An 11,759-nucleotide genomic window follows, 5' to 3' on the forward strand; every position below is an offset into this window, starting at 1 on the left:
ATGGCACTACCCGGCCTCGTACTGGTCCACGGCGGCGCGCATGCCGCCGACTGCTGGGAGCTCACCGTTGCCGAATTAGCCAGGCGCACACCAGAATTGCGAGTATTGGCAGTGGACCTTCCGGGTCGCGGGCGCAATCCGGCGGATCTGGCGAGTGCGCGGATCGCCGACTGGGTGAACTCCGTGGTCGCCGATATCGACCATGCGGGATTGGGTGATGTGGTGGTCGTCGGGCATTCGATGGCCGGGTTGACTGTGCCGGGCGTCGTGGCCAAGCTCGGGCCGGCGCGGGTGCGCGAAATGGTTCTGGTGGCCGCGTTCGTTCCACCACAGGGTTCGTCGGTGGTGGACACGCTGCGCGGACCCCTGGCTCCATTGGCACGATCGGCGCGTTGGATACGCGCATCGTTCCCAATGCCCAGATCCCTAGCGAGATACGCGTTCTGCAACGGCATGACTCGCCAGCAGCGCGCGTTGGTGCTGTCGCGGCTGTGTCTGGAATCTCCGGCTGTCATCTTCGAACCGGCCGATCGCAGCGGCCTGCCCCAGGGCGTGCCCCGGACGTGGATCATGACGCTGCGCGACCACGCACTCTCCTCGCGACAGCAGCTCGACGCCATGAAATCACTGGGCGGCGTCGACACCTTGATCTGCGTCGACGCCTGCCATGACCTGATGTATAGCGAACCAGCATGGCTGGCCGCCACCCTGGCTGAGCGCTGCACGCGGTGGGCAGAAAGCTAGTCAAAACCAGGTCGCGCCGCCAGCGCTGGATCGTTCGCTGAAAAATGTCATTGAAAAATGTCAGTGAATGGGTGCACAATGCCTCTTGATGACAACGCAACTCAATGACGGGCCGCGCGGACGTCAAGCGCAGCGCCTCGAAACCCGTCAGCGCATCTATGACGCAGCGCTGGCCGAGTTCCGGCGATCGGGCGTGGCCGACGCCGACATCGGTGCCATCATCTCGGTGGCGGGCGTCGCTCGGGGCACCTTCTACTTCCACTTCCCGACCAAGGAACACATCCTCGAAGAGGCCGAGCGCAATCTGGTCGGCCGGCTGGCCACGGACCTCGGGCGGTTCGTCTCCACTGAGCCCGACCTGTCGTCGACCCTGGCCGAAGTGGTTCGACTGGTCCTGGCGGCCGAATCAAGGCTCGGCGCCCGGTTGTTCAGGGACGTTCTGGCACTTCACTTTTCCCAGACGCGGCCGCCCGGTTTCGGTAAGCCCAGGGATCATCCACTGGTCGGGCTGGTCGCCCGGGAGATCGAGCGGGCACAGCAGCGGGGCGAAGTCCACCCGGAAGCCGACCCCGTCCACAGCGCACTGTTCTTCCTGCTGGGGTTCTACGCACTGCTCGTCACCATCCACGGCACCAAGGCGTCGCGCCGTCGTGTGATCGACGACTTCGTCGCCAACACGCGCCGCGGTCTTCAGGCTCCGTAAACGACCGGGGTAAATCGATCCATGAGGAGGTTCGACATGTGGCAGGACTTGGTGCGCCTCGGCGCGGGATGGGGCACAGCCGCTGCGCTCGTGGGGTTTTGGTACTACATCATGCGCGGCATCGGAACCTTCTGAGCGGCGGGCATGTAATGAACGATCGAGATCGGCAGCGTAAGCGGGCACTGATCGTCTTCCAGATCTTTATCTACGGCTATCTGCTGGTCATGTTCAGCATCCAGCTGTCCATGTGGGCGACCCGGAACTGGTAGGGGGAGACGTGAATCTGCCGCTGACCAACCACCATCCCGGAGCCCTCGACACGCAAATCGAGGACAGCCGCCGGGCGCAACATCGCGCCGACAAATGGCTCGTCGCAGGGACTTTGGTGATGGGCGCTAACGTGCCAGGAATCTTCGGCCTGCCCATGTTCCTCTGGGGCCTGGCGTTGCTGAGACGAGCATCGAAGGCCGGCTTATCCGTACGACCGATCATGGTCACCCTGATCGGCTACCTGGTCATCTTGGACGCCGGCCTCAACCTGCAGGGCTGGATCCTCGATATGGTTGCCAACCACTCGTTGGTCTACCGCGTGCTGTACACGGCGATCGGCAACGTGATGGACGGTGGCTACTTTTGGCACTACAACCAACTGTGGATCGGCGGCGCGAGTGCGCCGGGTGAGAAGGGTTGGGAATTCGCCTGCATTTTGGTGGTGTTCCCGATGCGGATCGCCGCCGCAATCGCGTTCTTGCGGATGAAGCGGTGGGGTCACCAATGGCTGATCGTCACGTGCTGGTTCGGCGTTGTGATCTGGGTGGGCTATGTCATGAACATGACGGAGTACGCCGACATTCGTTATGCGGGAATCGTTTTCCCCGTCCTGGGCTGGTGGGTATTCGACATCATGTACATCACCCCGTTCCTCGCCATTCCATACCTGCACACCGTCAACCGCGAAATCTTCTCGGAATAAGGAGGATCTGATGGACGGATCCAAGGCCGCAAGGCCGACGGCGGACTCCCCTGCCGAAGACCTACCGTTGGGAACCGATACATATCACGCGCGTCTGCACAAATGGCTCAGGCGCGGCATCGTGGTCTGCCTGGTCGGGCTGGTCCTAGAGGGATCATTCACCCTGCCGTTCCTCGCCATCTGGTATGGCTACCCGACACTGGGATTCCGCGACATCTGCAGCGAGCTCATGAAGGTGCGCTACAACAATGAGTCGTTGGAGTGCCAATACCCTTATGCATTCTTCGGCCCGCCCGTCAACGGTGCACCTGAAGGGGCGGGAGTCGACACCGCCAAGGACCGGTGGGGAATCCAGCCCGCGCCGCAATATCCGCGCCTCGGCTTCCGCGAGCTGGTCAGGATCCACGACGCTCGGATTGCCCGCCAACAAGCCGCGCAGCACAGCTCTGGGATGCAGCGCACCGGCGACGGCCATTAATATACATCAGTGTCTACTTAATATGCCCGGTCGAGAGGTAGTAACCGTTGACATCTGTGACTAGGCGTCTGGCGGACTTCGTCGGCGCAAGCGATTGCTTTGATACTCCTCCCGCCGACCTGCTGCCCGTGCAGCTGGCGGCAGCCAACGAGCGACTGCAGAGCCAGGCCGCCGAGATCCCGCTGCTGGCCAATCGCGCGGAATCGACTGGCGTGAAACAGATCAAACAACCCGCCGACCTGGTTCCGCTGCTATTTGCGCACACCACTTACAAGACCTACGCGGAAGGCTGGCTCAATGAGCGACGCTGGGACCGCATGGGCAAGTGGCTGGCGACCGTGTCAACCCGACCAGTGCGCGACCTCGACACCGACGGTGTGGAAACTCTCGACGACTGGATCGAGCGGCTAGAGACCGTCGGCCACTATGTGTCGTGCTCCAGCGGGACCACCGGGAAGCCGGCCATGCTGTCCTGCACCGAGCGGGACATCGAACTCTCGGCGCAGATCAATGTCGAGGCGCTGCTGTGGGCAACGGGCCTCACCCGCGGTGAAGACCGCAAATTCCTTGGTCTGGGACCGCAATTCGCCGCCCCGCGCGAAGACGCGATCCGCCAGGCTATGGTCGACTGCTTCTCCTCGCGGTATCCGCCGTATCAGTTCGGCGACGGTGAGCCCATCACGGTGGGGTCGATGGTGGAGATGATCACCTTGCGGCGAAAGCTGGCCGATGGCACGGCACGTCCCAACGAGATCGCGGAGTTCGAACGCATCGCCGCGCAACGGGCGGCCGACATGGACGCGTCGGCCAAGAAGGCCGTCGACGCGGTGATCGAGGCCCGCGAGCTGCCGTTGCTTGCGACCGGTATGTTCGCCACGCTCTATCAGATCGCGGAAGGCATCCGCGCCAAGGGTCATGGTGGCGACGACTTCAACCCGAACAACGCGATGATGGTCGCAGGTGGACTCAAAGGTGCTGTGCTGCCGGAGAATTACCGCGAATACGTGCTGGAGACGTTCAACGTCGCCGAGGGGCGTCTCTACCACATGTACAGCATGCGCGAGATCAATGCGACGTTTCCGCTATGCCATGCCGGGCGCTATCACATCTCGCCGTGGGTGATCATGCTGCCGTTGGATACCGACGGCGAACACTTGCTGGACGCCGGTGGCGGTGAAATCGAGGCTCGGGCAGCGTTTTTCGATACTTCGATCGAAGGACGCTGGGGCGGGGTGATCAGCGGTGACCGGGTGCGCGTCAGCTTCGCGAGATGCCTATGCGGCCACCAAGGCCCTACCGTGGGCCGAGATATCACCCGGTATGCGGACCTGCCGGGAGGAGACAAGATCACCTGCGCGGGGTCCATTGACGCCTATGTGCGGGGGGTGGCATGAGTACGGATGCGCGAGCAGACGCAAAAGCACCTAGAAATAGCAAATTTTGGGTACTTTTGCGTCTGTTCGCCGGAGGGTGGGTGGCATGACTATTGTCTCGGCGCCGCACTTCGTCCGGGGCAAACTGGTCGACGGCGATGCGGTGCGGCATACGTCGCGCGACCTGGGCGCCGACTTCAGCACTCCGGCAATCGATCTCGACGCACTGGTACTGCCACGATCGCAGCTGCCGCCGCTGCTCGACGTCAAACTCGCGGAGATCATCGACTTCTTGGTAGAAACCGGCAACCGCCTGCACTTGGACCGTAACCCGCACTTACAGCAATGCCTGGAGCTGATCGCTGCCACCAACCCGCTGCCGCGCCGGGTCGTCGAGAACCTCTATCGCCAGGCCCCGAATTACCTGACCAGGCAACTGCTGGAGAGCATCGTCGATTCGAACTTCGCCAACCGCGAGGTGCTGGACGGGTGGGTCGAGCGCATCGACGGGTATGGCAACAAGGGCGCGGTCCGGGCCTTTCCGCCACGCATGGTGCACATGTTGGCCGGCAACGCGCCGTCGGGGTGCGTCGCATCGATCGCGCAGGGAGCCTTGGTCAAGGCGGTCAACCTCTTCAAGATGCCGTCGAGTGATCCGTTCACCACGGTTGCGGTGCTGCGCACGATGGCGGAAATAGATCCGAAACATCCTGTGGTGCAGTCGATGTCGGCGGTGTACTGGCAGGGCGGGGATGCGGTGATCGAGCGCGCCCTGTACCGGCCGCAGTATTTCGACAAGATCGTCGCCTGGGGCGGAGGCGAGGCCATCAATAACGTGATCAAGTATCTGGGACCGGGCATCCAGTTGATCTCCTTCGACCCCAAGTCCTCCATCTCGATGATCGGTCGCGAAGCCTTCGACTCCCCGGACAGCATCGCCGATGTCGCTGAGCGCTTGGCCGCCGACACCACGGTCTTCAATCAGGAAGCCTGCCTGGCCAGCCGCTACGCCTTCGTGGAAGGTGAACGGCCGCAAGTCGAATCGCTGTGTGCCCGGTTGGCGCAGCGGCTGAAAGTGGACCGCGACTTCGCGTCGGCGTATGGGTTGCCGCTGGCAGCCGAAGTCCGGGAAGAGGTCGAGGTGATGGAGGCGATGGGTGACGTCAAGACCTGGGGTGGGTTCGACGGTCGCGGCTTGGTGATCCTCTCGAACTCACCGGTGGAGTTCCAGCCGACCAGCAAGACGTCCAACGTGGTGATGGTCGAATCACTCGACGATGCGGTCCGCTACGTCAACGTCGCTACTCAGACCATCGGCGTGTATCCGTACGCGCGCAAGGCGCAATTGCGAGATCAGTTGGCAAGCGCCGGCGCCCAGCGCCTGTGCCGGTTGGGAACCGCTAATGCGCATGTGCTCGGCAGCCCGCACGATGCCATGTATCCGCTGCAGCGCTTCGTCCATTGGATGGGCGACGACGACATCACGACCAGCGGCATGTGAAATCGTACGCCACCCAGTCGATCTCGCTCTGATCGTCAAGCTAGGTTGCATCAGGGGGCCCAAGCAGCGCGACGAGAAAGGGGCGGGCCATGCCGGAAGCCAGCAGCGACGTCTGGGAGGTGATGTCGACGGCCCGCACCATCCGGCGTTTCACCGACGAGCCCGTCGACGATGCGACCCTGGTGCGGTGCCTGCAGGCGGCGACCTGGGCGCCGTCCGGCGCAAATGCGCAGAGTTGGCGGTTCGTGGTGTTGCGCTCGCCCCAGCAACGGGCCGTGGTGGCCGAGGCCGCAGCCCGGGCACTGAAGGTGATCGAGCCGGTCTACGGGATGTCCCGACCCGCCGACGACGACAACAGTCGCCGCGCCCGCACCTACCGTGCGACCTACGAATTGCACGATCGTGCCGGAGAGTTCACCTCGGTCTTGTTCGCGCAGAAGCACTTTCCGACGGCGTCCGAGCTGTTGCTGGGCGGATCGATTTTTCCCGCGATGCAGAACTTTCTCCTGGCCGCCCGCGCCCAAGGACTGGGTGCCTGTCCCACCAGCTGGGCTTCCTACGGCGGTGAGCAGCTGCTGCGAGATGCCGTCGGCGTCCCCTCGGATTGGATAGTCGCCGGCCACGTCGTGGTCGGGTGGCCCAAGGGCCGGCACGGCCCCGTGCGTCGGCGCCCGCTCGCCGACGCGCTGAACCTCGATCACTGGGACGGCCCGGCCGACGAGCTGCTGGCCGCCCTGCCGACGATCTCATAGCCGCTTTCCGAGATTATTACTTCCGCAACCGAGAATGCTATTCTCGCCTAATCCGGTGAACAGGAGGCGGCCCGGCATGCTGTTGGAGTTCGACGCTGACCAGCGACTATGGCAGCAGACCGTGCGGGACGTCCTCGCCAAGCAATGCCCGCCCTCGCTGGTTCGTGGCGTTGTCGAGGATGGTGTCGACCCCAATCCGCTCTGGAAGGTCTATGTGGACCTGGGCTGGACCGAGTTGAACGATCCGGCCAGCGCGGTAGAGCTGGCCATCGTGTTCGAAGAACTCGGCCGGGCCACCGATCCCACGCCATTTCTGGCGACCATGAGCCAATTCGCGCCCCTGGCCGGGGATCAATTCGATCCTCGCGAGTCGGGGACCGTCGTCCACAGTGGCGTGTCGGCGCACCGGGACCCCGACGGGTGGGTGTTGCAGGGTATCGCACGCCATGTCCTGGACGGCGATCGTGCCGACCGGCTGGCGGTGGTGACGGACGCCGGGGTTTTCGTCGTCGCGGGTGACCAAGTGTCGGCGCGCCGCTCGGAGGTATTCGACCCGGTGCTGCATGTCGCGGACGTGTCTTTCGACCAGGTTCGATTGCCCGACAGCGCTCGAATGACCGCCGATCGTGAGCGGGCCAATCATGTTGCGCTGACCGGCATGGCGATCACCATGGTCGGCGCCTGCCAACGCATCCTCGATCTGGTCATCGAACACGTCCGCAGCCGTCATCAATTCGGCGTGCCGATCGGATCCTTCCAGGCGGTACAGCACAAGGCCGCCGATATGCACGTCGCGGTGGAACGCGCCCGGGCATTGGCATACTTTGCCGCGCTGACCATCGCCGCCGACGATCCCCGTCGCCGGCTGGCGGCGGCCATGGCCAAGGCGGCCGCAGGGGAGTGTCAGTCGCTGGTGTTTCGACACGGCTTACAACTGCACGGCGCAATGGGATTCACCTGGGAGAACGATTTGCAGTTCGCGCTCAAGCGGGCCAAGGCCGGGGAGTTGATGCTCGGCGGCGCAGCGGAGCATCGGGCACTCATCGCCGAGGAATATCGTGCAGCTGACTTTTGATCCCGACGTCGAAGCGTTTCGAGCGGAGTTTTCGGCTTTCCTCGACGAAAACCTCCCTCCCGCAAGCGAAACCACGGAGCGTCCCCGGTCCGTCTCGCACATGCCGGCGTGGGCGCGCCGGTGGCAACGGCTGCTGTTCGACAACGGCTGGCTATTGCCCTGCCAGCCACCCGAATTCGGCGGGCGCAACGCTACGGTGCTGCAGCAGTTCGTCTATCTCGAGGAGCTGTGCCGCCGCCGGATCTATCACAGCCTCAACCCGCAGGGCGTGAATATCGTTGCGGCGTCGTTGTTGTCGTTCGGCAGCGAAAAGCAGAAGCATCGCTGGGCGGTGCCGATCCTGCGGGCCGAGATCACCGCTTCGCTGGGAATGAGCGAGCCAAGTGCCGGATCCGATCTGGCGTCGCTGCGGACCGCTGCCGTGCGAGACGGCGATCACTTCGTGGTGAACGGCCAGAAGGTATGGACTTCGGGCGCGCACGATGCCGACGTGTTGCTGACGTTCGTCCGAACCGATCCCGATGCGCCAAAACATAAGGGCATCAGCGCATTACTGATTCCGACCAATACCGAAGGCGTGGTGTGCCGTCCGTTCCCGTCCATCTGCTCGGCCGACGACCTGGATTTCAACGAGGTGTTCTTCACCGATGTTCACGTTCCGGCCGAGAACCTGGTTGGCGAGCTCAATCAGGGCTGGGCGGTGGCCAACGGGTCACTGGGACATGAGCGCACGATGATGTGGCTCGGCTTCGCCGATCGGCTGGACAATATGATCGCCGATTTCCGTCCGGCCACGGCGCTCGACCGCGACCACTATGCGACCGCGATCATGGACAAACACGCTCTGCGGCTTCTGGGTTCGGTGGCGTTGGCCCGCACGGCCCGAGGCGAAGACGACGTGGCCCAAGTGTCGGTGCTCAAGCTGCTGGGTTCGGAGGCCGAGCGGAGCGCATACGAACACGCGTTGGCGGCCGCCGGACCCGACGGGCTCATCCACCCCGCGCTGAGCGGCCCGTATGCGCCGATGAATCTGGACCACTATTTCGCCAGCTGGTTCGAGCGCTACGCCCGCAGCTTCTCGGGCACCATCGCCGGCGGCACTTCGGAGATCCAGCGCAACATCATCGCCCAGCGCGTACTCGGCTTGCCGCGCGGCTGAGTTTCACTGGCGAGCAGACGCAAAATTCCGCGACACGCCGCGTTTGCGGGGGATTTTGCGTCTGCTCGCCGGACTACACCGGGTCGAACTTGGTGATCAGCCACTTGCCGTTGATCCGACTCAAGCCCACCAGCACGCTGCTGGCCCACATCGAGGGATCGGGCCTGTCCTTGCTTGTGGTGCTCTGGTCGACGAACACGAGAACCACGGCCGAATTCTGATGCAACTCAGACACAGCGGCCCCCACTACGTGGGCGGTGGTTGTCAACGACTTTTGTTTGGTCGCCGGAGCGACCGTTTGCTCGATGCGCTTGGTGTACTCGGAGAGGAAGTCTCCGGAAAGATACGACTTGGCGTTGGCGACGTCTTTGTCGAGCGACTCGGGTGAGTAGGACAGCAAGGCAACTGTTCCGTCGGAAGCTGCCTTGACCACCAACTGCGCGACGCGCGGATCGGTCCGATCGGTATGTTGTCTTGGCTGATACTGCGCGAAGTACACCCACGCCGTCACGCCGCCGGATATCAGCAGCAGCAGGATCAAAACGAACGGAACGACTTTCACGTTGCGCAGCTTGCGTGGCCAGTTGCCCCGACCCTGTTGGGTTGCCTTGGGGGAGTCGTTGTCTTCAGGCGGCATTTCGTTCACCGGGTCGCCGCTGGTCTGGGCTTCGTCTGGATCGTGCTCGACCGCCTCCGCGGTCTCGGTAGTTTCGATGTCGCGAATGTCTTCCGTCACGGTACGAAGTCAACTTTCGACATCTTGTACTGCCCGCCTTCTTCGGTCACGGTTACCCGGAACCGCCACACGCGCGGTTCGTCTTGGGCGCCAGCGGCATTGGAGATCCGCGATGTCGTCAAGACCAGTACGGATGCGGAATGCTCACTCATGGATTCCAACGCCGCCGCAGTGACCGTTCCCTGAGCGACTACTTTGGACTGCTCGACCACCGACGTGAAATCCTTTGCCCGCTGCTGGAAGTCGTCCCTGAACTGGCCGGTGGAGCTGTCCAGCAATCGCTGAACGTCTTCCTTAGCTCGCTTGAAATCCAACGAGGTCATGTTGATGATGCCCTGCCTGGCCCCCGCGACGAAATTCGCTGCGCGCTGCTCGCGCTCGGTCGCTTGGTGGTCTTGCCACGCCATGTATCCGCTGATGCCGGTAAAGGCGCAGATGAGGACGATGGCCGTCACTTGCAAGGTTGCCGAAAGTAACGGTATCCGGCGTCGCCATCCGGCCGGCCTGGATTCTGGTTCGACGGCCTCGACGGTCTCCTCGGCGACGTCCTCGTCGGCATCCTCAGAGCTGTCCTGGGTAACCTCGGCTGCCTCCGCGGTGTCGTCAGCGTGGGTGGCCTCCGTTGTTTCGGCGATCTCGGCCCCAGCCTCGACGGTCGCGGCTTCAGCCTCCGCGGCTTCGGTAGTTTCGGCGGCTTCCGCTTTTGCCTCGGCCAGCGCTTCGCGGCGTAGCCTGGCCGCGCGTGCGCGGGCACGAGCCGCAGCCGCGAGTGCTTCGGCCTCGGCCGCTTCGGCCTCGGCTTCTTCGAGCAACGCCATCGCCTCGGCTTTGGATCTGACCGAATCTTCTGGCGGCTTTTCCGCCTCAGTCATCGCGCTTACCGCCCGTTCCCGTCGTCCGCTCAACTCGGATCGCTCGTACTGTACTGCCCATCCCCCGAATCGGGGCTGCCCGCAAACCTGTAGACGAGGGTGGTTGCGGCTACCATCGCGCGAGCGAGAAGGGGTAGGTGTCGGTGCCCCCGGGTCCGCCGCCGCACCCCGTGTCGTATGTGGAAACCACTTGACCGGTCAGTGAGACCGCGTCCCAGGTATAGACGTCGTGCGAGGGAAAGAACTGGACCACGCAGCGCACACCGTCAGGCACGTCGACGGTCATGGTGTAGGTGCCGTTGGATAGGTGAGCATCTTCAGCCCACCACGCCGCTTGCCCATTGGGTTGAGGTATCGCTTGGACGTGTAAGCAGTCCGGCGCGTGAGAAACACAGGGCCGAATCAACCACAGCCAGCTGTGGCCGGGATCGCGGTTGGTGTCCACCCGGTAGTTGCCCACCTGCATTTCCGCCTGGGCAGTCGGCGTGAGGGTCAGAGCCGTCACGGTCAACGCAAGGCAGAATGCGAATGTCTTCACGACGCGTCTCCCATCTCGGCACTTGAAAATCAATATAAGGTCCGGCGGCGCTGATCAGACCTACTCGACTGAATCGGAGCGCTCAGGTGTTGCGGCCGCCGTTGACGCCCAAGATCTGACCGGTGATGTAGCCGGCTTCCTCGGACACCAGAAATGCGCATGCCGCAGCGATGTCTTCGGGCTTGCCCATCCGGCGCACTGGCGTCCGGGCGATGTTCTGTTCGAGGTCGCCGAGGAACCCTTGATCCGCCGCGTTGCGCAGCATCGGGGTGTCGATGAACCCCGGCGGCACCGCGTTGACGGTGATGCCGCTGGGTCCGTACTCGAGGGCCAACGATTTGGTCAGCCCGTTGACCGCCGACTTGGCCGCCACATAGTGGGCCATGTATGGCACACCGGAATGTGTGCTCGACGACGAGATGTTGACGATGCGCCCCCAGCCGGCCTCCACCATGTCGGGCAGCACCGCCTGGATCATGTGGAAGACGCCGTTGAGGTTGACGTCGATGACCCGCTGCCAGTCCTCGAACGTGATGTGGTGGAAGCGCTTGAAGCCGTCCAGGCCGGCGGCGTTGACCAGCACAGTGACCGGCCCGAGCCGGTCGTGAATGGCAGACAGTGCGGCATCGACCTGGGCTCGATCGGTTACGTCGGCGGTGAAGGCCCGATCGTCGTCGGACGACGGTTTGAGGTCGACGGTCGCTACGTCCAGACCATCGGCACGCAAACGCCGCGCCACGGCCTGACCGATGCCCGATCCACCACCGGTGACAACTGCGGTCTTCACGTCAGCGACCCCTGAATCTGTGCGCCCACCGGCGGAGTCTCCGCCCGAAAGAACGGTCCTTACGAATA

The 11,759-nt window shown here is 63.5% G+C and carries 13 protein-coding genes; 9 read left to right on the forward strand and 4 right to left on the reverse strand.

Going from position 1 to position 11,759, the window contains the following annotated elements; translation table 11 throughout:
* The 9 genes from AC5Y2L_RS19550 to AC5Y2L_RS19590 all read left to right on the forward strand — a co-directional run bounded on the left by AC5Y2L_RS19550 (nucleotide 1) and on the right by AC5Y2L_RS19590 (nucleotide 8,758).
* The gene (locus AC5Y2L_RS19550; RefSeq protein ID WP_499937499.1) at nucleotides 1-744 is read left to right on the forward strand and encodes an alpha/beta fold hydrolase; all 744 of its coding nucleotides are present in this window, start codon (nucleotides 1-3) and stop codon (nucleotides 742-744) included.
* 88 nt (nucleotides 745-832) lie between these two features.
* Nucleotides 833-1,447, forward strand: a complete 615-nt coding sequence (locus AC5Y2L_RS19555; protein WP_499937350.1) for a TetR family transcriptional regulator — start codon at nucleotides 833-835, stop codon at nucleotides 1,445-1,447.
* Between the two features lie 277 nt (nucleotides 1,448-1,724).
* Nucleotides 1,725-2,420, forward strand: coding sequence for a hypothetical protein (locus AC5Y2L_RS19560; protein WP_499937348.1), 696 nt, complete (start codon nucleotides 1,725-1,727; stop codon nucleotides 2,418-2,420).
* Between the two features lie 10 nt (nucleotides 2,421-2,430).
* Nucleotides 2,431-2,898: a hypothetical protein gene (locus AC5Y2L_RS19565; RefSeq protein ID WP_499937346.1), complete on the forward strand. Its 468-nt coding sequence runs from the start codon at nucleotides 2,431-2,433 to the stop codon at nucleotides 2,896-2,898.
* 56 nt (nucleotides 2,899-2,954) lie between these two features.
* Nucleotides 2,955-4,292, forward strand: a complete 1,338-nt coding sequence (locus tag AC5Y2L_RS19570; RefSeq protein ID WP_499937344.1) for a hypothetical protein — start codon at nucleotides 2,955-2,957, stop codon at nucleotides 4,290-4,292.
* Nucleotides 4,293-4,377: 85 nt separating this feature from the next.
* Nucleotides 4,378-5,772, forward strand: a complete 1,395-nt coding sequence (locus AC5Y2L_RS19575) for an acyl-CoA reductase (protein WP_499937342.1) — start codon at nucleotides 4,378-4,380, stop codon at nucleotides 5,770-5,772.
* Between the two features lie 89 nt (nucleotides 5,773-5,861).
* Nucleotides 5,862-6,524, forward strand: coding sequence for a nitroreductase family protein (locus tag AC5Y2L_RS19580; RefSeq protein ID WP_499937341.1), 663 nt, complete (start codon nucleotides 5,862-5,864; stop codon nucleotides 6,522-6,524).
* A 76-nt stretch (nucleotides 6,525-6,600) separates the two neighbouring features.
* Nucleotides 6,601-7,599 carry an acyl-CoA dehydrogenase family protein gene (locus AC5Y2L_RS19585; protein WP_499937339.1) on the forward strand — a complete coding sequence of 333 codons (999 nt, stop codon included), beginning with the start codon at nucleotides 6,601-6,603 and terminating at the stop codon, nucleotides 7,597-7,599.
* Nucleotides 7,583-8,758: an acyl-CoA dehydrogenase family protein gene (locus tag AC5Y2L_RS19590; protein WP_499937337.1), complete on the forward strand. Its 1,176-nt coding sequence runs from the start codon at nucleotides 7,583-7,585 to the stop codon at nucleotides 8,756-8,758. The genes AC5Y2L_RS19585 and AC5Y2L_RS19590 overlap by 17 nt, the downstream gene beginning before the upstream one ends.
* A 73-nt stretch (nucleotides 8,759-8,831) precedes the next feature.
* Here the strand turns inward: AC5Y2L_RS19590 and AC5Y2L_RS19595 are convergent, their stop codons facing one another.
* The 4 genes from AC5Y2L_RS19595 to AC5Y2L_RS19610 all read right to left on the reverse strand — a co-directional run bounded on the left by AC5Y2L_RS19595 (nucleotide 8,832) and on the right by AC5Y2L_RS19610 (nucleotide 11,691).
* Nucleotides 8,832-9,494 (reverse strand): Rv1363c family protein, encoded by a 663-nt coding sequence (locus AC5Y2L_RS19595; protein ID WP_499937335.1) that lies wholly within the window; start codon nucleotides 9,492-9,494, stop codon nucleotides 8,832-8,834.
* The gene (locus AC5Y2L_RS19600) at nucleotides 9,491-10,366 is read right to left on the reverse strand and encodes an Rv1363c family protein (protein ID WP_499937333.1); all 876 of its coding nucleotides are present in this window, start codon (nucleotides 10,364-10,366) and stop codon (nucleotides 9,491-9,493) included. Before AC5Y2L_RS19600 ends, AC5Y2L_RS19595 begins: the two co-directional genes overlap by 4 nt.
* A 109-nt stretch (nucleotides 10,367-10,475) precedes the next feature.
* Nucleotides 10,476-10,871, reverse strand: a complete 396-nt coding sequence (locus AC5Y2L_RS19605) for a hypothetical protein (RefSeq protein WP_499937498.1) — start codon at nucleotides 10,869-10,871, stop codon at nucleotides 10,476-10,478.
* A gap of 115 nt (nucleotides 10,872-10,986) precedes the next feature.
* The gene (locus AC5Y2L_RS19610) at nucleotides 10,987-11,691 is read right to left on the reverse strand and encodes an SDR family NAD(P)-dependent oxidoreductase (RefSeq protein ID WP_499937331.1); all 705 of its coding nucleotides are present in this window, start codon (nucleotides 11,689-11,691) and stop codon (nucleotides 10,987-10,989) included.
* Nucleotides 11,692-11,759 lie beyond the last annotated feature (68 nt).

It is taken from the genome of Mycobacterium sp. NGS66 (assembly GCF_059812225.1).

Bases quoted from the DNA above. Each gene is read 5' to 3' on its own strand.
- AC5Y2L_RS19550 (WP_499937499.1), top strand. From the start codon at position 1: ATGGCACTACCCGGCCTCGTACTGGTCCACGGCGGCGCGCATGCCGCC.
- AC5Y2L_RS19555 (WP_499937350.1), top strand. From the start codon at position 833: ATGACAACGCAACTCAATGACGGGCCGCGCGGACGTCAAGCGCAGCGC.
- AC5Y2L_RS19565 (WP_499937346.1), top strand. From the start codon at position 2,431: ATGGACGGATCCAAGGCCGCAAGGCCGACGGCGGACTCCCCTGCCGAA.
- AC5Y2L_RS19575 (WP_499937342.1), top strand. From the start codon at position 4,378: ATGACTATTGTCTCGGCGCCGCACTTCGTCCGGGGCAAACTGGTCGAC.
- AC5Y2L_RS19580 (WP_499937341.1), top strand. From the start codon at position 5,862: ATGCCGGAAGCCAGCAGCGACGTCTGGGAGGTGATGTCGACGGCCCGC.
- AC5Y2L_RS19585 (WP_499937339.1), top strand. From the start codon at position 6,601: ATGCTGTTGGAGTTCGACGCTGACCAGCGACTATGGCAGCAGACCGTG.
- AC5Y2L_RS19600 (WP_499937333.1), bottom strand. From the start codon at position 10,366: ATGACTGAGGCGGAAAAGCCGCCAGAAGATTCGGTCAGATCCAAAGCC.